This window comes from Candidatus Thorarchaeota archaeon (assembly GCA_013388835.1).
Classification (GTDB): Archaea; Asgardarchaeota; Thorarchaeia; order Thorarchaeales; family Thorarchaeaceae; genus JACAEL01.
Window position 1 is genome coordinate 17,180 of sequence record JACAEL010000052.1, and the last position, 23,925, is coordinate 41,104.

23 protein-coding genes are annotated in these 23,925 nt (G+C 53.9%); 13 read left to right on the plus strand and 10 right to left on the minus strand.

Annotated features, from left to right (window positions below):
- Positions 1-32 precede the first annotated feature (32 nt).
- Positions 33-218, plus strand: a complete 186-nt coding sequence (locus tag HXY34_08895; GenBank protein NWF96248.1) for a hypothetical protein — start codon at positions 33-35, stop codon at positions 216-218.
- Here the strand turns inward: HXY34_08895 and HXY34_08900 are convergent.
- Positions 193-1,209: a triphosphoribosyl-dephospho-CoA synthase gene (locus HXY34_08900; protein ID NWF96249.1), complete on the minus strand. Its 1,017-nt coding sequence runs from the start codon at positions 1,207-1,209 to the stop codon at positions 193-195. The genes HXY34_08895 and HXY34_08900 overlap by 26 nt on opposite strands.
- 80 nt (positions 1,210-1,289) lie before the next feature.
- On the opposite strand from HXY34_08900, the gene HXY34_08905 reads away from it, so the two are divergent.
- On the plus strand, positions 1,290-1,601 hold the full coding sequence (locus HXY34_08905) for a hypothetical protein (protein ID NWF96250.1): 312 nt from the start codon (positions 1,290-1,292) through the stop codon (positions 1,599-1,601).
- Here HXY34_08905 and HXY34_08910 read toward each other — a convergent pair.
- Positions 1,598-2,326 (minus strand): NAD-dependent deacylase, encoded by a 729-nt coding sequence (locus HXY34_08910; protein NWF96251.1) that lies wholly within the window; start codon positions 2,324-2,326, stop codon positions 1,598-1,600. The two genes, HXY34_08905 and HXY34_08910, sit on opposite strands and share 4 nt — an antisense overlap.
- A 229-nt stretch (positions 2,327-2,555) precedes the next feature.
- Between HXY34_08910 and HXY34_08915 the strand changes: the two genes are divergently transcribed.
- From HXY34_08915 to dnaJ, 3 genes are read left to right on the plus strand one after another with little or no spacing between them, the layout of a single operon-like run.
- Positions 2,556-3,167 (plus strand): nucleotide exchange factor GrpE, encoded by a 612-nt coding sequence (locus HXY34_08915; GenBank protein ID NWF96252.1) that lies wholly within the window; start codon positions 2,556-2,558, stop codon positions 3,165-3,167.
- Positions 3,164-5,044: a molecular chaperone DnaK gene (gene dnaK, locus HXY34_08920; GenBank protein NWF96253.1), complete on the plus strand. Its 1,881-nt coding sequence runs from the start codon at positions 3,164-3,166 to the stop codon at positions 5,042-5,044. The genes HXY34_08915 and dnaK overlap by 4 nt, the downstream gene beginning before the upstream one ends.
- Positions 5,045-5,061: 17 nt before the next feature.
- A complete protein-coding gene (gene dnaJ, locus HXY34_08925; protein NWF96254.1) occupies positions 5,062-6,093 on the plus strand; it encodes a molecular chaperone DnaJ in 1,032 nt (343 codons plus the stop codon).
- Here the strand turns inward: dnaJ and HXY34_08930 are convergent.
- The 4 genes from HXY34_08930 to HXY34_08945 all read right to left on the minus strand — a co-directional run bounded on the left by HXY34_08930 (position 6,090) and on the right by HXY34_08945 (position 9,050).
- Positions 6,090-6,656 carry a hypothetical protein gene (locus HXY34_08930; protein ID NWF96255.1) on the minus strand — a complete coding sequence of 189 codons (567 nt, stop codon included), beginning with the start codon at positions 6,654-6,656 and terminating at the stop codon, positions 6,090-6,092. The genes dnaJ and HXY34_08930 overlap by 4 nt on opposite strands.
- Positions 6,657-6,684: 28 nt before the next feature.
- Positions 6,685-7,137 (minus strand): hypothetical protein, encoded by a 453-nt coding sequence (locus tag HXY34_08935; GenBank protein NWF96256.1) that lies wholly within the window; start codon positions 7,135-7,137, stop codon positions 6,685-6,687.
- Complete coding sequence (locus HXY34_08940) at positions 7,130-7,486, minus strand: PadR family transcriptional regulator (GenBank protein ID NWF96257.1); 357 nt, start codon at positions 7,484-7,486, stop codon at positions 7,130-7,132. The genes HXY34_08935 and HXY34_08940 overlap by 8 nt, the downstream gene beginning before the upstream one ends.
- Positions 7,487-7,697: 211 nt before the next feature.
- Entirely contained in the window at positions 7,698-9,050 is a 1,353-nt protein-coding gene (locus tag HXY34_08945) for an MFS transporter (GenBank protein NWF96258.1), read from the minus strand.
- 128 nt (positions 9,051-9,178) lie between these two features.
- Here HXY34_08945 and HXY34_08950 point away from each other — a divergent pair, with 128 nt between their 5' ends.
- Positions 9,179-10,288: an aminopeptidase P family protein gene (locus HXY34_08950; protein ID NWF96259.1), complete on the plus strand. Its 1,110-nt coding sequence runs from the start codon at positions 9,179-9,181 to the stop codon at positions 10,286-10,288.
- Here HXY34_08950 and HXY34_08955 read toward each other — a convergent pair.
- On the minus strand, positions 10,285-10,899 hold the full coding sequence (locus tag HXY34_08955; protein ID NWF96260.1) for a YkgJ family cysteine cluster protein: 615 nt from the start codon (positions 10,897-10,899) through the stop codon (positions 10,285-10,287). The genes HXY34_08950 and HXY34_08955 overlap by 4 nt on opposite strands.
- A gap of 135 nt (positions 10,900-11,034) precedes the next feature.
- Here HXY34_08955 and HXY34_08960 point away from each other — a divergent pair, with 135 nt between their 5' ends.
- Complete coding sequence (locus HXY34_08960) at positions 11,035-11,238, plus strand: hypothetical protein (GenBank protein ID NWF96261.1); 204 nt, start codon at positions 11,035-11,037, stop codon at positions 11,236-11,238.
- Between the two features lie 103 nt (positions 11,239-11,341).
- Positions 11,342-14,080: a cation-translocating P-type ATPase gene (locus HXY34_08965; GenBank protein NWF96262.1), complete on the plus strand. Its 2,739-nt coding sequence runs from the start codon at positions 11,342-11,344 to the stop codon at positions 14,078-14,080.
- A gap of 98 nt (positions 14,081-14,178) precedes the next feature.
- Here the strand turns inward: HXY34_08965 and HXY34_08970 are convergent, their stop codons facing one another.
- Together HXY34_08970 and HXY34_08975 are read right to left on the minus strand one after the other, a co-directional pair.
- The gene (locus tag HXY34_08970; GenBank protein ID NWF96263.1) at positions 14,179-15,021 is read right to left on the minus strand and encodes a lysophospholipase; all 843 of its coding nucleotides are present in this window, start codon (positions 15,019-15,021) and stop codon (positions 14,179-14,181) included.
- Between the two features lie 138 nt (positions 15,022-15,159).
- The gene (locus HXY34_08975; protein NWF96264.1) at positions 15,160-16,041 is read right to left on the minus strand and encodes a 3-hydroxybutyryl-CoA dehydrogenase; all 882 of its coding nucleotides are present in this window, start codon (positions 16,039-16,041) and stop codon (positions 15,160-15,162) included.
- A 150-nt stretch (positions 16,042-16,191) separates the two neighbouring features.
- Here HXY34_08975 and HXY34_08980 point away from each other — a divergent pair, with 150 nt between their 5' ends.
- The 3 genes from HXY34_08980 (at position 16,192) to HXY34_08990 (ending at position 20,502) form a co-directional block, all read left to right on the plus strand.
- Complete coding sequence (locus tag HXY34_08980; GenBank protein NWF96265.1) at positions 16,192-17,499, plus strand: hypothetical protein; 1,308 nt, start codon at positions 16,192-16,194, stop codon at positions 17,497-17,499.
- A gap of 396 nt (positions 17,500-17,895) precedes the next feature.
- Positions 17,896-19,338, plus strand: coding sequence for a hypothetical protein (locus HXY34_08985; GenBank protein ID NWF96266.1), 1,443 nt, complete (start codon positions 17,896-17,898; stop codon positions 19,336-19,338).
- 285 nt (positions 19,339-19,623) lie between these two features.
- Complete coding sequence (locus HXY34_08990; protein NWF96267.1) at positions 19,624-20,502, plus strand: zinc ribbon domain-containing protein; 879 nt, start codon at positions 19,624-19,626, stop codon at positions 20,500-20,502.
- Between the two features lie 113 nt (positions 20,503-20,615).
- Here the strand turns inward: HXY34_08990 and cofE are convergent, their stop codons facing one another.
- Positions 20,616-21,356: a coenzyme F420-0:L-glutamate ligase gene (gene cofE, locus HXY34_08995; GenBank protein ID NWF96268.1), complete on the minus strand. Its 741-nt coding sequence runs from the start codon at positions 21,354-21,356 to the stop codon at positions 20,616-20,618.
- Positions 21,357-21,576: 220 nt separating this feature from the next.
- Here cofE and HXY34_09000 point away from each other — a divergent pair, with 220 nt between their 5' ends.
- Both HXY34_09000 and HXY34_09005 read left to right on the plus strand, forming a co-directional pair.
- A complete protein-coding gene (locus tag HXY34_09000) occupies positions 21,577-23,544 on the plus strand; it encodes a DNA topoisomerase VI subunit B (GenBank protein NWF96269.1) in 1,968 nt (655 codons plus the stop codon).
- 2 nt (positions 23,545-23,546) lie between these two features.
- On the plus strand, positions 23,547-23,925 hold a 379-nt coding region (locus HXY34_09005), incomplete at its 3' end, for a hypothetical protein (protein NWF96270.1).

Here is a 23,925-nt window from a genome sequence, read left to right on the forward strand (position 1 = left end):
TGACAGTTTCCTTATCATCTCGGTGAAACTGGGTGCCGCACGAACCACTGGCAACTGGCCTTGTCATACTTGGATTCCTGCTTCTTCTTGGCTACTATCTAGGGCCCAGAACGGAAATCAGGAAGGTCAAGAGAACCGAAGGGATGGTGATGCTCGTGCCAACCGGCGCACTGCTCTTCCTGATGGCCACTGTCATCTTCTCGGGCATTCTGGGCTAGGGTGGTAGTACAGCGCTGTAAGTCTGCACAGCAATGCAGCCGATATCAGATCCGCTGTGGTACCCGGATTGAGGCGATTCCCGTCAACCCTGAGGACATTGTCCAGCTGCTCTAGGAGTTGTGTGACGTCCTGATGATTCTTCATCTCCCTCACTATTCCCATTGCGAGACGCCTGACCCTTTCTGCAGCCATCCGACCAGCCTTCTTCACTATCAGCCCATCAGGACGTTCTGAGAGCAGCCATATGAACGCCCTCACGACGCCCTCTTCCAAGTCGTCCAGTCCCGATGAGTGGGCCTCCAGAACAGGAAGCGTCCTGAACAAGGTGGTCTCGAAGTATTGCGACCACTCTTTCGATATCTCATCCACCTGAGCAGAGAGGTCGAACAGTCTCTTGAGGGTCATGTTGTCCTCCTCTATTGCCCTGTCGACGTTGGGGTTATCAATGTCATATCTGCTGTGTTGCTCAGTCCATGAGTCCGTGTCCTTTCTACTGCTTCCAATGGGTCCGGCCAGTCGAAACGCCCTGTAGACCTCAATGGTGTCGTGTACCGTCGTCGCATCTACAAGACATCTCATCCACTGTCCCACACCATACGGATCGAACACTCCGCTTTCTCGGATGGAGGCGGCCGATGCCATAAGTATTGGCACGTGTAGTAGCACAGACCCCAGAATGGCATTGCTCCGGTTGATTCCTCCAAAGACGTCTTGGATGCACAGACGTACTACCTCTCCCATGCCGACTCTCTCTGGACTCAGGCTGGCTTCTGCGGCCTGTATGCCCCTTGAAGCGGCAAGATGAAACCCTCTGCCTGCAAGAGCCGCGCTTGCTAGGAAGTGCCTGTATCCGGTGTCGGAGAACCTCCGAAGCCTGTTGACGTTTCCCGGCTTGGGAGAGCTCGCCTCCAGCAAGATTGCCAGCTGGCCCAGACTTGCAAGTGTCCAGGCCATGTCCCACTCAACATGCGGGTTTCTCATGTGATCCAAGAATCGGTCTACTCCTCGAAAGTGTTTTATGCGCAGCGAGAGCAGGCCCCTCGGTTTCACAGATGAGTCTGTCGGCCAGATTGACGTTTTCACAGGTTGGTCTCTTCGTTTCGATACTCGACTATCTCGTTGTCAGAGGCCTCTTCGTTGTGTTCACCAGGGGTCCTCTCTGGACTCAGCCTGGAAGCTACCTTGCTATTGCCTTTCCCCTTCCGGTAGTAATAGTGTTTGGTTTTACCGCTTGTGTAGTGTCCTACGGCTATTCATATCTTGGTCTCTGGTTACTAGACCATGATGCGCACACGCTCGGTGTACTCGCAATCATTGCAGGTGTGCTTGTGATACCGGGGGCACTTGCCGCATACTCATGGCTTGGGTTCCCACACGACTAGAACTGCGTGATTAGAGGGAGTACCTGAGCAGCCCGTCCCCTGATTACAACATCTGCAACGTTGTCTTTGTTAGCGCCTTCGAGGTCAATGAGCACTATCTTGGCTCCGGAGTTCTTTGCGACCTGCGGCAGAAACGCAGCTGGATACACCTGTAGGCTTGTTCCCACTACGAGCATGAGGTCTGTGTTTCGGCATATGGCTATTGCTCTCTCCATGGCCTTCTCTGGAAGTGGCTCACCGAATAGGACTGCCTCTGACTTGAGGACTCCCCTGCACTTCTCGCACCTTGGTGGTATATCACCCTGCGCCACTCGCCTGTGGACCGCATCTCCGATGTACTCCATTCCACAATCAAGACAGAACGCTCTCAGATAGCTCCCGTGGAGTTCGACAACACTCCGGCTCCCCGCCTTCTGATGCAGGTTGTCGATGTTGAGGGTTATCACACCCACAAGACGCCCTGACTCCTCGAGCCTGGCAAGTGCCAAATGGGCCTCATTTGGTTTCGCTTTCAGGATGACCTCTGCTATCTCCCTCCCCATCGTCCAGAACTTTGTGGGGTCCTGAAGAAACCCCTCGTAGGTGGCATACTCGAGGGGATCATATCTCTTCCACAGTCCCCCCTCTGACCTGAAGTCCGGAATGCCCGAGTCAACACTTATCCCGGAGCCGGTGAATGCAGAGATTCTTTGGGAAGACCGGACAAGCCTCCTTGCCTGTTCGATTGGACTCTCTGAACTCATGGGCTCGCTTGATGCGAAACCATTGATAACGGTTGTTGAAGGCGATGTTGTATCTGTCGAAAGCTTTTTCTCTGAATCTTGAACGACTAGGGGCGAGAGTCATAAGGGTTCAGGCTCGTGACCTGTTCCCCGTGCCAGCAACAGGCATAGTCTGTTTTCTGTACGTGCATTTCAGACAGGGTCATCTAGGATACTATTGGATGTGTCGGCCATGCGTGAAGACGAGAGGAGAAACGGAGCGATGAGAGAGCACACAAGTGTAGACACGACCTCCGGTGGACTCCATGACGACTTAGCTGAGATTCCAGTCGTTGATCCTCTTGAGGTCGAACGAGAGAAGAACAAGGTGCTGTCCGAGCAGCTAATGAGGACTCAGGCGGACTACGAGAACTTCCGGAAACGAAGTGAGAGTAGATACCAAGAGGCTGTACGGTACGCAAGTGAGGGCATTCTCTTGCGGCTTCTCGAAGTCCATGACAACTTGGAGCGAGCCTTGGAGAGTGACTTTGCGGACCCGAAGGCAGCCAAGGAAGGGGTTCGAGCAATATGCCAGCAGATGACCAAGCTGCTAGAGCTCGAGAGTGTTCGGCCCATCGAGTCCGTCGGAAGACCGTTCGATCCGTACTATCACCATGCTGTGGCAAAGGGCAATGACCCCAACTCTCCCGAGGGTATCATCCTTGCGGAGTACCAGAAGGGATACATGTTGAGGGAGAAGGTCTTGAGGCCAGCCCTTGTGCTTGTGAACCGGCACCTCCAAGAGTCGCAAGAAGCGACAGGTATCCCAAGCGAGGACACTAGTGAAGGTGGTGACAATCCGTGACAATTGTAGGAATTGACCTGGGTACTACGAACAGCGGTATTGCGTACATGGAGGGCGGCAAGCCAACCATGATTCCCAATGCTGAAGGAAAGCGCCTGACCCCATCTGTGGTTGGCATTACTCCAAAGGGCGAGGTGGTTGTTGGAGAGCTGGCCAAGCGTCAGGCTGTATCGATGCCCGAACGTACTGTGCGCTCTATCAAGAGGAAGATGGGACAGGACTACCGAGTCAAGATAGGTGACAAGGAGTACACTCCCCAGGAGATTTCCGCCATGATTCTCCGCAAGATGAAGAACGACGCGGAGGCGTTTCTCGGGCAGAAGATAACTCAGGCCGTAATCACTGTGCCCGCTTACTTCAACGACTCACAGAGGCAGGCCACAAAGGATGCTGGCAAGATTGCAGGTCTAGAGGTCCTTCGAATAATCAATGAACCGACAGCGTCCGCGCTTGCCTACGGACTCGACAAGGGCAAGGAGTTGAAAGTGCTCGTCTATGATCTTGGAGGCGGAACGTTCGATGTTTCCATTCTGGACATCGGCGACAACGTCTATGAAGTCCTAGCCACCAGCGGGAACACTCGGCTGGGTGGCGACGACTGGGACGAGCGGATTGTTAACTGGGTTGTCGAGCAGTTCAAGCGTGACACGGGCATCGACATCACAAAGGACCTCTCCGCGATGCAGCGGATTCGCGATGCCAGTGAGCAGGCGAAGATTGAGCTGTCGACCGTAATGCAGACCACTATCAACTTGCCCTACATTACTGCTGACAGCTCTGGTCCAAAACACATCAGTCTGGAGCTCACGCGTTCGCGCTTGGAACAGATGACCGACGACCTAGTTCAAGCGACCGTCGGACCCGTGCGACAGGCCCTTGCAGATGCCAAGCTCGAACCAGAGGACATCGACAAGATCCTTCTCGTCGGTGGTGCAACCCGTATGCCCGCGATACAGAAGATAGTCCGAGACCTCTTCGGAAAGGAGGGTGACAAGACAATCAATCCTGACGAGTGTGTCGCGTTGGGTGCCGCAGCTCAAGCTGGTGTGCTATCCGGCGAGGTGAAGGACATCGTATTGCTCGATGTAACGCCGCTCACACTGAGCATAGAAACCCTTGGTGGTGTTGCGACTCCTCTGATTCCTCGGAACACAACCATTCCCACCCGCAAGAGCGAGATCTTCACGACTGCAGCAGATGGACAGACTGCCGTTGACATTCATGTGGTCCAGGGTGAGCGCCCAATGGCCAAGGACAACATGACTCTTGGGAGATTCCAGTTGGTCGGCATACCTCCTGCTCCAAGGCACACTCCGCAGATTGAGGTCACCTTTGACATAGATGCGAACGGCATCGTCAACGTGACAGCAAGGGACAAGGCAACAGGGAATCAGCAGTCAATCACGATAACTGCCACGACGAACTTGTCTCAAGACCAGATTGACAAGATGATGAAAGAGGCTCAGGCGTACGCTGAAGAAGACGCCAAGAGAAAGGCTCAGGTCGAGGCAAAGAACCATGCTGACTCTCTGATCTACCAGGGCGAGAAGACAATCAAGGACCTTGGCGACAAGGTGCCAGCAGACCTCAAGACCAAGTTTGAGGAGAAGGCGAAGAAGCTGCGCGAGGCGATAGAGAAGGACAACTACGGTGAGATAAAGTCACTGAGTGAAGACCTGCAGCAGACCCTCTACCAGATTGCCGAGAAGGCATACGCTGCGGGTGGGGTTCCACCACCGGGCGCAGCGGGCTTTGACCCCAGTCGAATGGGCACGAGTGCTGGACGTGGCAAGGCGAGCTCGCAGAAGGGCGGTGCCAAAGACTCAAAGGAAGCCGAGGAAGACGACGCGGTGGACGTCGACTTCGAAGACCTCTAGTGGGACGGTGAGATTCCTTGGCCGAAGATGACTACTACAGCATACTCGGTGTGCCAAAGACGGCCACCACTGAGGAAATCAAGAAGGCATATCGACGTCTGGCCAAGGAGCTCCATCCGGACCTGAATCCAGGCGACAAGGCCGCCGAGGAGCGACTCAAGAAGGTCAACGAGGCATATGATGTTCTCAGTGATGCTGAGAAACGGGCGAACTACGATCGGTACGGCACAGCCGATGCTTCAGGAATAAACATCGATGGATTTGGTGACCTGTTCCGCGAGTTCTTCGGCGGCATTGGAGGCTTCGGCTTTGGCAGGGAGGAGAGGGGTGGGCCCCCTCCAGGTGACAATCTCCGAATCAACATCCGACTGAGCTTCGAGGAAGCCTTCTTCGGCACAAAGAGGAACATTGCATTCAACCGTCAGGTCAAATGCAAGACCTGTGGCGGGTCCGGAGCAAAGCCGGGGAGTTCTCCCACGAGATGTAGGACCTGCGGCGGCAAGGGTCAAGTGCTACGCACAATGGGATTCATGTCCGTCGCCCAGACGTGTCCGACTTGCCAAGGTATGGGTGCGGTGATAAGCACTCCGTGTCCTGATTGTCGCGGTTCTGGACTCATGGCAGAGCGCATGGAGCTGACAATCCCCATTCCTCCCGGTGTCGAGGATGGAATGGCCCAGAGGATTCGCGGAGGCGGCAATGCGGGCTACAGAGGTGGTCCGCACGGCGACCTGATTGTGATGTTCTCAGTGGACTCACACGATCGGTTCGTCCGGCGAGGACTGCATGTGTATTCCGAAGTGGCAGTTAGCTTCTCGAAAGCAGTGCTGGGTGGAGAGATTGAGGTAGACACGATGTGGGGTCCAGCCCGAATGAGAATCAACCCCGGCACAGAACACGGGACGCTCTTTCGCATGCGGGGCAAGGGAGTCCATTCTGATGATGGTCGGCAGGGTGACCAGCTCGTGAGAATCAACATCCAAGTACCGACGAAGCTGACCAAGGAACAGCGCGAGTACCTTGAGCGCTTCGAAGAGGTATTCGGCTAGAACTCCAACGGTCGGCAGATGCAGGCCTTCATCTTCAGCGTCGGGAAGTCACTGGTGTAGGCGGGTCGAACCACCCACGCCGTGTCCGCACCATGTCCGGTACCTCCTACTGCTACCACGTCTCGGTCCACTTGCACGAGACCGGCATCTGCCGCCATCATGACGATCTCCGCGCACACCTTCGTCCCCTGACCAAACGTCCTGTAGGCCACGGCAAGAAGTTCGTTGATAGTCCATGTTCCGAGTGTCTTCCTGATCCCTCTCCCAACTCCTGCAAAGGCATGCGTCGCAGTCAGGACTGTAGCACCTGCTTCAGCTATCCTGCTCCGCATCTCCGCAGGCATCTCATTGTGGTTGGGGCGAACAAAGCCGCTCTGATGACTAACGACAATCACGCCTCTATGGGGAAATCTCTGCGCAAACCTGAGCCCCGTACCGCCCTCGGTTGAGGCCACAACTATCTTGTCCAGCGGTTCTTCACTGCTTAGATAGCGGTCCACTGCCTCTATGACAGCGTCAGTGTTCTGCGGGCCCGGTTGAGCGAAGTGAACTGTGATTGTCAAACTCTCGTGTCCTCCAGACCTTTCAACTTCAGTTGTGCGCTGCCATTCCACTCTGCCACTCTCTGACAAAGTACTCTGCTATGGCAAGTACGAGGAGTGTGACGAAGGCCAACCAGAAGTCAATGCTGATACTCTCAATGTTTGAAACAAGCCACGCGGCCAAGACAATGACCATGACCTTGAACAACCACTTTGCCGCCTCTCGTGCCAGTCTGTTGCCCTCTTTCTCATCTTGGTCAGCCAGCATTGTGGTCTGACGGTACTCCCTCGATATGGTCTCGGGATCTCCCAGCTCGCTAATCACCTCCGCGAGGAGTCTGTGCCTGTCGTCATGAGGTCTGCTGTCTGCCTTGGATGCAAGGGCTTCCATTATGTGTTCTCTCAGGTCTTCAATGAGGTCCTCGGTGTGAAGGTCATCGGGAAGTGCCTTCCTGACGCCTCTGAGATATGTGTCAATCTCCTTGTCAATCTCATCACTCACTTGTCAGTTCCTCCAGTTTACTAAACATCAGTTCGAGTGTGACGGTCAGCTCTCGGTAGACGCGGTCCCCTTCTCCGGTAAGCACATACACCTTGCGACTTGGTCCTGCATCCGACCTCTCAACCCGAACGTTCAGCAGCCTTTCCTGCTTCAGCCGGTGCAGTATCGGATAAAGAGTACCCTCCTTGACCTCAAGCAGGCCGTCTGTCTTCTTGTGGAGCTCGCGAGCAATCCCATACCCGTGAATGCCCTGCTGGTATCGTCTTACGACTGCAAGCACTGCATACTGAAGCAGGCCTCTCCGAAGCTCTATCTTCCAGCCTTCCTCGAAAGATGGTCCTGTCTTCAAGTAGCGGTCTCTCCGTAGTTGTCCTTCGAGAACAGACGTGGTCAAGCTTATCTCTGTTTTCTTCACAAAGTACGTGCATAGCAAGCTGAGACATAGTCTGGTAAGCGTGCAGCGCTTCGTCTTGACTGTCAGAGTGACCCGAATCGGCCAAGTACTGACGTACCATGTCAGGGTATCTCAACCTCTCGGACTCCTCATCGAACGGAGCACTTCAGAGACTGTCTGCATCGTGGCGTTTCCGGTTCACAAGGTTATGGAGCTCTCTTCTGACTGTGGAGACGTACACTCTTGGTTCCCTGAGCCGGAAGTACATCAATGAGGCGACTACTCTCAGAATTGCACTGAGGACGAGCATTGCGAAAACTGCAATCTCAAGACCAAGACTGGGAACTAGGGCTTCCCCGAGAATACCCGCGACAAGTGATCCCAAGAGGAATATCACGCCGGTGAACGTGTTGTACACCGATATGTGGGTACCCCTCTCTCCTTCGGGCGCCACATCGTATATGTAGGCGGTGGTCGCATTCATCGATGCCGCTGTCGCTATGCCCGCTATGACATTCGAGATGTAGACCAAGACTGTGTCACGAACGAACAACACGGCCGCGTAAAGGGCGGGGACGAGAAACAGGAGTGCTCTTCCCAAGATGATCAGTGGGCGTCTTCCCACCCTGTCACTGAGTTTGCCAAAGGGCACAGTGAGTACCACCATCGAGATGGTCATGATTGCTGATGCCAGTGCTATCTCAAACAGGCTGTTCTTGAGCCATGTTCGCTGGACTACGATGAAGAACGGCCATGCCATGGACATTCCAAAGGAGAAGAAAGTAGCGACGAAGCACAGTCTTCTAAAGTCACCTGGGCGTCTGAGCAGTTTCAGCACCGGCGGGAACGTCCTCTTCTGTGTATGTGGTCGCCGTTTCTCCATTATTGTCAGTGAGGCCAGTGAAGAGCAGATGCCTACAACTGCAGTCATGTAGAAGGGCAAGTAGTAGCTCTCGGCGATGGGGTTTCCGGGTGGGAGAAGAATGGGACCTAGACCTCCCAGTGCCAGTCTCAGTGCAGGCAAGAGCGACGGTATGCCTGCCATGAAGCCCGCCCAGAGTGTGGCAACCAGTGAGGCGATGTTCGTGGCCATTCCTAATCTGCCCAACTCCTGTCCTCTCTCGCGTTCGCCCATCAGTCCTCCGATAAGTGAGAGCCAGGTTGGTATTTGAATGCTGAAGAGAATGGACTGAATTGCATAGAGTATGATCATGTCAAGTGGGGTATGCGCCCAGACAAAGAGATAGACCGTGAACAGCCCCATGAGTGTCCCTGTGACGACGAATGCCTTGTTGTGCCCAATCCTGTCAGAGGCCGCTCCCCAAGCGGGCTGCATGACCGTTGGGGCAACATTTCCAACCGCCCTGAACGCCCCTATCTCTGCATAGTTGGCACCCATGTCGATGAGGTATGAATTGAGAAAGGGAGAATGTAGTCCCACAGCGAACTGAGTCAGAGAACCAACGATGAAGACCCTTCGTGGCAGTCTTCCGTTGCTGACTGCTTGAGCTTCATCCATGGCTTGGTACCGCTCGGGTGGTCATGGCAACGGTGTTTTAACTCTGGTCCTTGGTACAAAGAGGTTGGGCCACCGAATGGATTATCAGGCTCTGATATGCGTTCTCGATACCAGTGTGAGTGCTGAGTATGCTTGAGGATAGGGTCTTCAGAGAGCGAGAGGAGCGAGTCAGAGAGTTCCTCAGGCGCAGTGGCGCGACATTCGCGGTCGTCACTCCATCTCCCAACTTCCAGTACTTGACCGGACTTCACTATGTACTGCGTGAGCGGCTCGTGGCCTTGATACTCAGCCCAACCAATGAGCCCATCCTGATTGTCCCATCCTTTGAGTTGTCGGAAGTCAAGTCGAGGACATGGGTTCGCAGTGTGTATGGGTGGGATGAAGACCAGAACCCCTACAGTCTTCTTGCCAGACTCGTTGGGACTTCCGGTGATGACCACGTTGCGTTCTTTGAAGACTCGATGCCTGTCAGCATCTTCTGGTCGATTCGTGACTCTGTATCGCGCATCAGGGAGAGTAGGTCCTTGGGGCAGGCTCTCAGCAGCATGCGCCTCCGAAAGTGCGAGGCGGAGGTGGAACTGATGAGGAAGGCCGGTCATGTCATTGACGCTGCCGTGATGAAGGCATTTCGAAGCGCGAGGTTGGGCATGACCGAAGCTGAGTTGTCACAGGTGGTGCAGAACGAGGTCATTCGGCTAGGAGCCGAACCCACATTCTCCACTGTGCAGTTTGGTGAGCGGAGCGCGCACCCTCATGCTGACAGCAGTAATAGGGCGCTCAAGGATGGTGATCTAGTCCTTCTTGACTGCGGGTGTTCGGTCGGGGGCTACAATACTGACATGACAAGAGTTGGTGTGGTTGGGCCGCCAACTGCTGACCAAGAGAAAGTGCACTCCATAGTATTGCGTGCTGAGGAGTCTGCCATTGAGAAGATATCCTCCGGACTCTCATGCGAGGAAGCAGACGGTCTGGCACGGCGAGTCATCGAGAATGAGGGCTACGGCGAGTGCTTTACACACCGCCTGGGGCATGGTGTCGGGCTGGAAGTCCACGAGCCACCGTATCTGGTCCGCAATAGCAGTCAGGTCCTCGAGCCCGGTATGACCCATAGTGTGGAACCGGGGATATACATTGAAGGACGGTTTGGCATCCGCATCGAGGACTTGGTCTGCGTGAGGGACGAGGACTGTGAGGTCTTGACCTACTCGCCCAAGGACTTGTTCGTCATAGAACCCTAGTCCTTGTTACTTCCCTGCGCAGAATCCTGTGTCTTCCCATCCGGTGCCTTCGACAGAATCTCTTGGATCTTCTTCCGGTCCTCTTCAGAGAGACTACTCATTGTTGCAGCCGACTGCTGCATCATCTCCCCTACTATTAGCGCATAGAGTGGTGGCAGTGCGCTGGCCGTCTCTAGCCGCTCCTTATACTCCTCCTCTGCAAGCGCTCTGGCTTCCTTCAGGGCCTCTGGTGTGACCTCGCCCTTGCCGATTCCTGGGCATGCCTTGTTGCTCACACGAAACTTCTCCCCATCGTACTGGAGAGGAAAGGTCCTGCACGATATGGGGCGTGAGAATCTTATGGCACATCCGTTGGACTCCTCAATGAAGAAGATGCACGATGTGTTCTCTGGCGACTTGGCCAAGGGTTTGCGTTTCGTCTCGAGATACACTTGGTCCTCCTCGTTCTGTGTGACAAGAGTGAGCGCCGGTAGTATCTGCCCAATATGGTTCTGGGTTGTCCATCTTGAGAGGTCGCCAAGCGTCACGTTAACCCTGTCACGTGTGCAACAGACTCTGTTTGAGCACGTCTGTTCCATGCACTTGAAGCTGTACTTGGTCTTCTCCGTCAATGTTCTCACCAGAATGGGTTTTGTCGATGGCATATGTGTTTCGAGATTAAGCTTTTCGACATGAACCAGCCGGTATCAGTGTGTTGAGTCGCCTCCAATCCCGATGGCCCATTGGTTTCTTCCTTGTGGTCCTCTATGGGATTTCGGACCGGCTTTGCAGGCATCTGGACGAGCGCACAACACTCGGACCTGATCTTCATTGCGATTCGTGTCGGTGAAGGCAGTACATCTGTCAGCATGGGCCCTTCACAGTTGAAACTTCCTCCCCAGACGCGTTCAATCCGAAAGGTATATGATGCGCTCTCTGACCACGGCACCGATGACCCCACACGGACGTGACTTCGATTGGAGTGTCAAACTTGTCGTTAGGCGCTTATCCCTTTCCGACCAAACCCTCTTCAAAGTGCTCTCTGCCACCTGACCCACGGAGGGCGTAGCTCTCATGGAAGAGAACTGGCATGCAATGGACGCGGAGTCTGTCCTGCATATTGTGGGTTCCTCGCCTGAGGGCTTGACCAGTGAGGAGGCGAAAGCTCGCATCGTCCAGTCCGGACCAAATGAACTGGCGGTAAGCGCAGGCAACTCTGTTCTGGGCCTATTCCTCGGGCAGTTCAAGAACATCCTCACCATAATCCTAATCCTTGCCGCGATAGTCTCAATAGTGGTTGATGAGGTGGTGGATGCAATCCTGATCCTCATCATCGTGTTTGTCTCCGCCCTTCTTGGTTTCTCACAGGAGTATCGTGCAGAGAAGGCCCTTGACGCACTGCGTCAAATGCTACGCCCGACCGCGGTTGTGCTTAGAGATGGCAGACCAACCACGGTTCTCACAAGGGAGATTGTTCCCGGGGACATCTTGATTCTGAAGGAGGGCGAGCGTCTTCCTGCAGACGGTCGTGTCATAGAATCCGTAAATCTGAAGATTGGTGAAGCTGCGATAACTGGTGAGTCTGTCCCGGTCCAGAAGACCACTGCAACGCTGCCAATCGACACTCCACTTGGTGACCGACGAAACATTGTCCTGTCCGGTACTGATGTCACTTATGGCAAGGGCATGGCCGTCGTTGTCGCGACTGGATTGAAGACTGAGTTTGGCCGCATTGCCAGTCAGGTGGCGTCGGTCCGAAAGGAGAGCACCCCGCTTGAAATTCGAACTAGAGAGATTGGGGTGTGGCTGGGGACTGTCTGTCTTGTTGTCTGTGCTGTTGTGGTCGTGTTTGGTCTGCTGGAGCACTTCTTCCTGAGCGGTTCCCTCACACCAGATTTCATACGTACCATGTTCCTGTTTGGCATTGCACTCGCTGTCGCCTCGGTTCCAGAGGCACTTCCCGGTGTCGTAGCAGGAAGTCTGGCCATTGGTATGCACCGCATGGCTCATGAGAACGCCCTTGTACGGAGAATGGCTGCAGTTGAAACCCTTGGATGTACCAGCGTAATATGCTCGGACAAGACTGGGACCATAACTCGTGGAGAAATGACAGTGCGGCAGGGATACGTCGACGACGTACTGCTTGCCGTGTCAGGTGAGGGGTACGAGCCAGTAGGCGAGATTCTGCCCATGGATGGCAAGCCTTCTCCTGTGGGAGAAGACCATTTCCGCATGCTCATGGAAGGCTGTGCACTCTGCAACGATGCAACAGTCGAGCGTGTCGACGGTAGATGGAAGGTGATGGGAGACCCCACAGAAGGAGCGCTCTTGGTGCTCAGTATGAAGGCCCACACAGATGTCATACAGCTGCGTGAGCGCTGTGCACGGATTGGCGAAATCCCGTTCAGTTCCGAAAGAAAGCGAATGAGCACAATTCACGACACGCCAAGCGGCTCAAAGATACTGTACATGAAGGGTGCTGCCGAGATAGTCCTTGAGAGATGCGCGCACTATGCAACAGCCTCTGGAGTTCAGGAGTTGACCAACGAGGTCAAGCTGTCACTCCTTGAAAGGAACTCCCAGATGGCATCTCAGGCATTGCGTGTGCTAGCAGTAGCATACACCCCGAATCCGAATATGGACGCTTCAGATGAAGATGCTGTGGAGAGAGACCTCACCTTTCTTGGGCTGGTTGGGATGATTGACCCTGCACGACAAGATGCAATTCAGGCTATTGGAGTCTGTACGTCCGTCGGCATAAGGCCCGTCATGATAACGGGTGACCACAAGCTCACTGCTGTTGCGGTCGCCAAGGAGGTTGGAATCTACAAGCCTGGCGACCTTGTGCTGACCGATAGTGAGCTGGGGAGTCTCACTGACCAAGAGTATGACAAGATTGTCGACCAAGTGACAGTCTATGCTCGTGTCTCGCCAAGTAGCAAGCTTCGGATAATCCAAGCATGGAAACGGCGTGGAAAGGTCGTCGCCATGACTGGAGACGGCGTCAACGATGCTCCTGCACTGAAGCAGGCAGACATTGGAGTCGCTATGGGCATAACGGGCACCGACGTGACGAAGGAAGCGTCTGATCTGGTTCTTGCAGATGACAACTTCGCTACGATTGAGAAGGCGATTGAGCTCGGCAGATGGATATATGACAACATCAAGAAGTACCTTGCCTATCTGTTGCAGGCTAACCTTGTTGAGATCATTGTGCTCTCACTTGCAGTGTTCATGGGCTATCCATTGCCTCTGCTACCAGCTCACGTCCTCTACATCAACCTAGCGACCGACGGTCTGCCAGCCATTGCATTGGGACTCAGTCCACCCGACCAGGACATCATGAAAAAACCGCCTCGCAATCCAAGAGAGAGCATCTTCTCACGAGATGTAAAGGAGTTCTACCTGATTACGGTACTGGTCCAAGTACCCCTGTTCCTTCTCATATTCATGGGCATAGCTCCGCCGGGCACCGCTGAAGACGCGCCCGCCTTTGAGAGAGCGCGTACGGTGTTGTTCTTCCTGTTTGTGTTCTTCGAGCTGACCTTGTCTCTAACCTGTCGCTCGCTCAGACAACCCCTCTGGAGAGCACTTCCCCACAAAATGCTCTTGGCGTCGGTAATCTTCAATGCTTTGCTGACAATCATTCTGTTCGGCATGGTGCCTGGGGTGGCTGCAGCCTTTGCGTTGGTCCCCCTTGACGTTGTGGATGTCTTTGTCATCGCGGGAATGTGCGTATTGACACTTCTAATAGTGGAAGCATTCAAGGCCTTCTTGCGTTGGCAGGAGTCACATGGGAGCCGGGCCGACTAGACACAGGTGTCTTGTTCCGGAGCTCGGGTGTTAGCAGTGGATTGACTCAGCCGGAGGGCCCATGCTGCAACGTGAGTCATAACGGTACTCGGGCAGGCCTATGAGACAAGTCGCTTCTCTAGCCATGCTTCCATGTCTTCCAACACGCGTTCCTTGCCAATCTCCGCGTGAATCTCATGGTATAACCCCTCGTAGAGTTTCCACTCCTTGTCCTGGGATGCAAGATTGTCATGGAACTCCTTCGCCTTTTCAGCAACCACTACTCTGTCATCCCCAGCCTGTTGTATCAGTGCTGGTGTCCGGATGAACTTCGCCAGTCTCATTGCCTTCTTGGCTGCATCCAGCCCGGAGATACCAAGCCGCGGTGTGACCTTGTCAAACCTCAGAGGGTCATTCTCGTGAGCTCTGACGACCTCCGGATCATGACTTGCAAGTGAGAAGTCGAGCTTGGTCTGGACGTACCGCTTCACGTCCATGAGAGAAAGGACTCGAGCTGCTAACCTCGTCATCCGACCCACCGGCAGTCGCTCGGCTAGGCCCGGACACGAGATCACGATACCATCCACTGACTCCGGATACACCGCCACGTATCGTATCACATGCAGAGCCCCCATTGAGTGACCGAAGAGATACGTGAGCCTGTTGGGGTATTTGTCCTTGGCCTGCATGACTATGTTCTGCAAGTCCTCTACGTACTCGTCGAAGCTTATCACATGTCCCTTTCTGCCGGTGTAGTGACCAAATCCTCTCATGTCGGGAGCCAGTACAGCGAGGCCTCTCTGCGAGAAGTACTCCCCAATGTTCTTCATCGTCTGTCCGTGACTTCCCAGACCATGAATCGCAATGAGCAGCGCCCTTGGCTTGTCATCATCTGGTAGCCAAGCACACATGTACATCCTGGTGCCGTCGTAGCCGACATACTGATCCTCATGGAACTTCATATGTACTGCATCCTTCATCCGGACAGTCCGTGCCAAAGCAGGATATGTCTTTCTAGGATGCTTATGCACTCGGCACCCCGTAGGATGTCTTATCCTACGAGGTGCTTGGCACTCGGGTGCAAAACCCCACAGATGAGCCTAGAATCTCAGTGGAGTTGGTGGCTCAGTGGAGTAGTCGTAGAACCCTCTGCCACTCTTTCGGCCAAGCCAGCCTGCCCGGACCATCTTTCTGAGCAAGGCTGGAGCCCTGTACTTGCTGTCCTTGAACTCGTCAACGAAATAGTCGGATATGTAGAGGAGTGTGTCCAACCCAACGAAGTCTGCGAGCGTGAGCGGTCCCATGGGCCAGTTGAGTCCCAGCTTGATGGCAAGATCCATGTCCTCCACCAATGCCACATGCTCCTGAATCGCAAACACCGCCTCGTTGATGGCGGGCACAAGTAATCTGTTGACTGCGAATCCGGGTGCCTCATTCACGACGACGGTCTGTTTGCCAATCTTCTGAGAGACCTGTTTCACGACCTCCACAGTGGAGTCATCTGTCGCCTGTCCCCTTATTATCTCGACCAGCCCCATCACGGGCACTGGATTGAAGAAGTGCATCCCGATGAATTTCTGGGGTCTCTTTGTCACGGCAGCCATCTGGGTGATGCTGATACTCGAAGTGTTGGAAGCGAGGAGTGTGTGAGAGGGAGCGGCGCCATCCACCTCCTTCCAAGTGTCGAGCTTGAGCTTGACTATCTCAGGAATCGCTTCGATGACCAAGTCTGCATTTCCTACTGCGGCCTTGAGGTCGAGCACACAGTTGATTCTTCCAATGATCTTGTCCGCCTCCTCCTGAGACATCTTACCTTTTGCAACACCCCGTCCGAGGTTCTTCTTGATGGTGTCCATCCCCTTGTCAAGAAACCTCTGTTCGATGTCGCGCATGACAACTTGATAGCCTGCCTGTGCGCACACATGAGCAATACCGTTGCCCATCTGCCCTGCGCCCAGTACTGTAATGTTTCTTATTTCCAAGACACGTAGCCTCCGGCTGTTCTACCTTTCCGCCGTACTGCGATGACGCGTTACCTCGCTATATCTCTGACGCATGGCCGCAGAAGTCACCAGCACAGTTTTAGGTCTGTATTGAGAACAGCATGCCGTAAAGACGAAGTGTGATGAGCTTTGGACGTCCTTAGTAACGCTGTACTGATCATCTTCATTGTGACGTATGTCGCGATATCTACCGAGAAGGTTCACCGGACTGCGCTGTCGATGTGTGGGATGAGCGCGGTCGCATTCACCCTGTATGTTGCTGCATTGCTGGGCCATCCAAATGGTGCAACATTCACCGAACTTGTCCACGCAATCGAATGGACTACCATCCTGTTCGTCACCGGCCAGATGATCATAGTCACAGTCGCTCGTGCCTCGGGAATGTTCCAGTATGTCGCGCTACGGTTGTCGTCCACCGCCTGCGGTGAGGGTAGGCGTCTATTCTCGATATTCTTGGTCTTCGTGTTTTTCATCTCTCTGTTCTTCGACACGACATCCACAATGCTGATCATGGCTCCACTCACGGTGGAGGTCTGTGGTGCAATGGACTTGGACATCAAACCCTTCCTGATATCCGAGGCTCTGGTTGCGAACTATGCATCAATACCGTCGATTGTGGGAGATGTGCCGAATCTTGTCATTGCCTCGTCCACAAACATCGACCCTGCCCTAATGTTTGTCTCACTGATACCGCTCTCGACACTCTACTTCATCATCACGACGCCTATTCTTCTCAGAGTCTTCGAAGACAAGCTCGTTCCAATACATGCTGACAGAGTGGATGAGATGGCTTGCATTGACCCCGTTTCCATGATAAAGTCTCGAAGAGACTTCTATGCCTCTGTCGTGGCGATGTCGGTCCTCGTGCTTGGCTTCACAATTGGTCCCAGTGTGTCGAAGGAAGTGCCGCTTGAAGCCTCTCTGATAGTCTTCGCCATCGCCTCCTTCATGCTTGTGCTCAAACAGAGCGATGTTGACAAGCATTTGGCACAAGTGGGCTGGGGAACCATATTCTTCCTCATAGGTCTCTTTGGTCTCGTGTCCGCATTTCACCTGACTGGTATCATAGACGAACTTGTGTATGCAGTGAACTCGATGATAGGTGGTAGTGAGAGTGCTGCAACACTGTTCATCACCGTTGTGCCGGCTATGATATCTGGTGTTATCGACAACGTCCCCATCGCCGCCGTGCTCGCGCCACTCGTGGTAGGGATTCACAACATGCCTATTCTACCACTTGCGCTGGTCGTGGCCGTAAACGTTGGGGGATGCCTACTACCAATCGGGTCCCCAGCAAATGTTCTTGCGTTGGCTTACTCAGAACACGAAGGCGACCCAATCGGGCTCTTCCGTTTCGCGAAGATAGTTTCTCCAATTGCCGTTCTGATGCTTCTGACCGCAGTTGGATACCTCTTGCTACTGAGCCTAATAATGTGATTCTTATTGTCAGCCTGCCGGGTCCTCACCAGACGCTAGTAACGTCTTGTGACCTCTTCTGGCGACCTCAGAAAGTGGCTCCGCATTATAAGACGGTGCGCGTTCTCCTAGCCATGAGGCGAATCGTCCTCCGATTGTGAGCGAACATAGTAAGATGGTGTGCAGAACAAATGCTTTCCAAGCCAAACCTTTATATCAAACTACGTGCCAGAACTGAACATGCAACTGTTCACACACTCTGTGTGTCACGGGCTCTGCCCAAGGAGCGAGACGACGTGACTCACCACAGAGAATCTCGTGCTTCTGTCATTTCGTCATTGAGTGACCAGTCGTGTGACTGCACCCTCTCATTGTTGGCGGATCGAATAGCAGCTATGACGGAGTGTGGGTTGGAGTATGAATAGAGTTTCAGCCTTCTTCGGTTTCAAGAACCCCTCGCCAGAGCTGGTCGGCATCTCAATGAAGATGGCGTCCCTGCTTCCAGTCACCAGTATTGCAATGAGTCTGAGTTCCTCATTCTATATCATATACATCGCTGAGGCACTAGTGGGGGGACATTGGCTTGGAGGAATGGCTCTTGTGGGCACATTGATAGCTGTTCAGATGTGCATCCAGATCATGCTCGACTACCCGACGGGCGCGGTGGGCGATTGGATTGGTCAGCGGTACATCATTCTCTCGGCCTTTCTCTGCATGGGGGCTTCGTTCTATGTGTTGTCCACAGTGACGAGTCACTCACCTGTCTGGGTTGTTCTGTCAGTGTTTGTACTTGCAGGAATTGGCGAGTCTCAGCTGAGTGGTGCTTTCCAGTCTTGGTTCGATAACAACTATCGAATCGCCGTCCCAGAAGATGTGGACCGGTCTCAGTATGGAGTCTTCTGGGGAAAGGTGAACATGCTCTTCAGCCTCACAGGGACACTTGCGCTCGTGCCGGGTAGTGTGATGGCAGTTGTCGTGGGCAGAGCTTGGGTATTCCAGCTCCAAGCAGTGCTCTCAGTATTGATTGCTCTCATTGGATTCTTTACTATCACTGACTTGCCTGCTGTCGCGATGCTCCGCGAACGACGGCCGTCGATTGGGAGGTACAAGACCCTGCTCGGCGATGGTGTACGCTATCTGGTCAGTAGTCGCTTCGTCACGCTAATAGTCCTTGGAACCACTGTCGCCAGCAGTGTCGGCTACGTGTGGGGATCACTTCTGCTGTTCCCGATGTACTTTAGCTACTTGGGCAACGAAGTCACAGTGTCCTCCTACAGGACCGTGCTGTTCCTAATAGGCGTCGTGCAGGCGGAGCGTGCCTCAGTGCTGTCTAGGAGATTGGACCCGACCAAGTGGCTCCCTCGCGCAATGATGCTGATGGGATCGGGCTTCGTCTTCTTTGTGAGCTTCGCTCTCATCATGTTCTTCCTCCCTGGGACTCAAGGTGACGAGATGGTCTCCCTGACACTGCCGTTCACGGATGTGATCGTGTTCAGTCTCCCTGCATCGTCTGTGGCACCAACAGTACTAATCCTCCTAACATTTGCGGTGAGTGGAGTCTTTGGCACTCTAGTGGGTATCCTCAGTCAGCGTCTGGTGGTCGATGCAATTCCCAACCGGATTCGGAACAGCATGTATTCTCTCATTCCCACGATATCGATGGCACTTGCTATACCACAGATGGTGTTCTTCGGCTGGTCCCTGACCAGCATTGGATTTCCATTCACAATGGCCTCTTGTGCATTGGTTGCACTGCTCGGAGCACTAATGGTCCGTCAAGGAATGACCTATCCGAGGCCAGTGGTTTCTGAGGATAGTACTAGGTCTATCTCTATCTCCCAAGCGGCCCCTACCGAGTGAAACATGGCGGGGGCCGCACCATTCACTGTCAGATGAACCGGCAAGACCATGATACTCTCTCGCTCATGCAATATAGCACCGGGACTGCTCCGGGAGGTCAGTCTAGTCGTCGGAAGCCCTCATGCTCTCTGTTCCTGTGATTGGTCACGTGAGAGTCGTACGGAACAAGAACAAAGTCCAACTGCCGGGTGCCTGCTGACGTTTTCCGGTCAGTCATGGTGTCCGTTAATCCCGCTCACCGGAGAGGTTAATAACACTCGCCCATAATCATCTGGTGGTGAATGAATGTCAGACAGACCCGGCTTTCTAACTGTGAGCTATGGTGGTTCTGGTCTACAGACCATGGGCTATGAGAAGAGGATGATTCGCGAGAACGACGTCAAGTTCGATAACGAAGATGGCTCGTTCGAGCTTACAGATGTCCGTTTGGTTTGGTATCGTAAGCCCGGGGCTGCCAAGGGTGGGAAGCTGAAGAAGTTCGGCGCACTCGCGGGCGCAATCGCGGGAGCTGCTGTACTTGACAGTGTGGGCAGTAGGATAGGCGGGATTGGCGGAAGTGCAATCCGGGGAGTCGGAAGAGGGATTGCAGGAGCCGCAGTCTACTCCGCTTTCACCTCATGGACGGCAGAGAACTTCTACAATGTGGACCCCAATGGTAACACTGAGAGCCTCGCAGTTCCGATTGTGGCGATATCCAATGCCGCTCAGAGTGGCAGCAACCTTGTGGTGGAATTGAAGTCAGGCGGCACCATGAGCTTCAGTTTCAAGCAGAGCAAGGTGATTCCCTCTGTGATAGCAAACATCACACAGGCACAGACAGTTGGCAAGTGTCCGTACTGTGGAGCCAACGCTGGTCGAGCCGCTAGGTGTCCCAAGTGCGGAGCGTCGATTGATGCAGGCGGGGGCGAGGCACATGTACATGAACAAGAGGACGAGGGACCCGAGTCCGCTACACTCCGCTACTCCGGTGGTGCAGGGCGGGGCGATCCTGATAGTGTGACCATATCCTTTGGTCGAACCGGCCGGGGAGGTCAGCCTGATTCAATGACAATTCAAGTTGACCAGCCAGCAGGGGCCAAGGGCAGTGGAAAGTTCTGCATGAACTGTGGAAGTCCACTTCCTGCAGGCGCGAAGTTCTGCAACAATTGCGGACAGAGAGTATAGTTCTGATAGAGTGGGGGAGCTCTCTCCCCCTTCTATCACATGACCTTCTTCTTCTTTGGTTTCCGTGTCGTCTTGCCTACTGCGGAAACAGGCCACTAAGGGAGAGAGTGTGTTCATCTGAACAGGTCTTCTTCTCGCGTGCGCGGTATGTCCTTTCCGCGTTCACCTCCCTGTTCGTAAGAATAGCCTCTCACAACCACTACTGGAGTGCCCTCTCCTGCCTGTCCCATGAGAGGTTCTGCAGCTGCCGCAATCTCGTCTACATGGCAGACTGTAGATCGTTCCAAGATTCGCCCATGCAGGTCTGTTCTCCCCCGATTGTACCTGAATGCCGCTATTCCTGAGCATCCAATGGCAAGGTTGACTCCTCCCTTTCTCCACGGGCGCCCTTGTGTGTCAGATATGATGACTGCAACACGAACACCCACACTAACTTCCACACACTCCCTGATTCTGTCGGCACTCTTGTCCGCATCGATGGGCAAGAGCACGAAGGACCGGTCGGGCGCGTTCGACCTGTCCACCCCACTAAAGTTGCAGACCATTCCATTCTTGGCTTCAGTTATGAGCACCCCGTGGTCTCTCAAGACACGGCGGCATTCTCTCAGGGCGAGCTCTACATGTACTGGGTCAAACCCATTTCGTCTTGCAATCTCTAGAGCACGAAGACTGGGCTCTACAGCATCACAATGCGCCACTCTTCCTTCTGCTTTGGAGACAACTGTGTGAGCAACGACCAGAATGTCCCCGTCCTCCAGGTTGATGCCGCTCTTCTGTAGTGACTGAACGATCACATCACCAAGGTTACAAACATTGTCCACTCTCGGAATGTTCTGGAGTGCGAAGAGCCTAATGTGGTTGTCTGGGTGTCGGGTCGGAATGTTGTGGCCCCCGTGCAGGCTGTACTTGGACCATATGACGCGCAGACGGGAAAGTAATAAATGCTGACCTGAAATAGGTCTGTATGTTTCAAAGAGCAAAGGGCAACACAAAACGGAGAGCCAACATGCTGGCCTCCAGTTGTGTGTGAGTCATACTGCATAACGGACCGACTTCATCAAAGGAGTGAGTCAATTGGGTCAAGGTAGCACTGTTCCCCGTGTGTCAGACAGTGGGGACATCAAAGAAGGTACAATCGCGAAGTTCATGCGAAAGAGGACTCAGCTAGTTGGTTTCGAAACTGGACTCAACAAGCACACGCAGTACGCAATAGAATTCTTGGACAACTCGATTGACGCACTAGAAAGCTACTTCTGGAAGTCCAAGAAGCGTCCACGCTTGACCGAGCAGCTAGACCCAGAGATAATCAAGGAGATTCGTGAGAAGCTGGCGCCGGATCTGACTGACTCCATAGCCTATGGAAAGCAGATTGAGAAAGACATGAAGGACGGCAAGCCGATAGCCCTTCCTCCCACCCCAAAGGAGAACCTCGAAGAGCGTCTCAGGAGGTTCAGGAAGTTTCTCACGCCGTTCAGAACACTCCTGAAGAAGGACGAACCCTTTGTTGCCATTCAGCTGACAGAAGTCCTGATGCCCGACCTCATTCCCATTGATGACCCGGAAGGGACCAAGGTCTATGAGTTCACATGCTTGGACAATGGTGTTGGCATGGTCCCAAATGACCTTGAGAAGTATGGGATCTATCTGGCATCTAGCAAGTCCGAGAAGCTGAGACAGACGAGAGGAAGTCAAGGTTTCGGTGCACCGTCTGCTTTCAGTGATGCCCAGAACACTACTGGCAAACCGATATTCGCTGTTACCAAGCGCTTCAATTCTGAACTCGCCGTAGTAGCGGACTTCTACACGACCACTGCTAACACGAAGGAATACGTTGCAGGTCCTCTTGAGATGGACCTGCCAATCGAGCATGGGACCTATGTACGGCTCAACTACCTAAACATACAATATCGACGCGGTTATGCAGACATCTACTGCGAGATGGCGTCGCTTCTCAACTCGCATGTCACGATAATATTCATAGATCCCTACGGAACTGTGAACATCTATCCACGAAGGGTAGATGTCTTTCCTGAAGAACCCAAGTACGCACAGCCACACCCCGCAAGCATCCGGATTGGTGAGTTTCAGGACCTCTTGCGCGAGACGCCAGAACGAACACTTGGGGGTTTCCTTACACATGCATTCTGCAGACTCAGTCCCAACAAGGCTGAAGCAATCATTAACGCGGCAAATGCCGAGCTGGGTCGTCGGCATCTTGAGAAGCTGAGCCTGCGAACGCCCACTGACACTCTGGACAAGACCGAAGTGGAACTCCTTTATCGTGCATTTGCAAACGAGGAGTACATAGCTCCTCCCACCGACACAGTGGTCCCGGTTGGGGAAGAGGTCTTCGAGAAGACTATAGCAGAGGCCTACAAGCCAGAGTTCGTCGCAGCTGTCACTAGGAAGCCAACATCGGGAAAGGGGCTGTCCTTTGCCGTGGAGGTCTGCATTGCATACGGTGGGGAGATTAAGCCTGCCACATCTGCACCCATGGTCCTCTGGCGGTTCGTGAACAGGGTGCCCAAGCTACGGGACAACAGTGACTGTGCCACATGGAAGGCCTGTACCGCTGTGAACTGGAAGAACTACAAGCTCCAGGTGTTTGACAATGGTATTCCACGAGGCCCCGTCATGGTATTCATTCATGTCTGTGGTGCATATGTTCATGTGATGTTCAAGGGACAGAGCAAGCAGGCGCTGGCAGAAGATGAGGTGTTGCTCCGAGAGATCAAGCTGGCCCTTGAAGATGCAGGACGGAAGTTCAGGAGGTTCATTACCCGTCACGAGACCGCCAGGAGAAAGGCAAAGCGAGCTGGTATCTTGGCCATGTACGCAGACCAGTTCGCTCAGAGCCTCGTGACCATCGCAAACACAGGAAGAGGCAGGAGTCTCTTTGACGCAGAGACCATTGCATGCAAGATTCGTGACTCCATATCTGGCTATGAGAGCGCCGACGAGGCCGAAGAGGGGGAGGTTGAAGACGACGATCTTACCGATGACGAGTTAGAAGCCGGCATCCCAGATGTGGGCGGTGAATAGATATGAGTCCTAGAGAGAGGAAGACAGACGGCAAGACCATTCAGATGACCCTGGGTGTAGACTCTGGTCCGGGCAGCAAGGAATCAAGAGGAGGGTCTCCTGACAAGGCTGTGAAGATGCAGTCGAAGCCACCGAAAGGAAAGCCGGCAAAGTCTGCTGCCAGAGAATCGGCACCTAAGAAGGGAGCTGTTGCTGTCGCTGAAGGCGCCGCGCCCAAGGCAGTTCAGTCCGCAGGAGTAAAGAAGCCTGCGAAGGACGCCTCAAAGAAGCCTCCCGCCAAATCCACACAGAAGAAACCCACAGAGTCGAAGTCTGCAGAGAAGCCTACAAAGAAGCCCGCAGAGAAGCCTTCAGGGAAGAAGCCTGCAAAGAAGCCCGCAG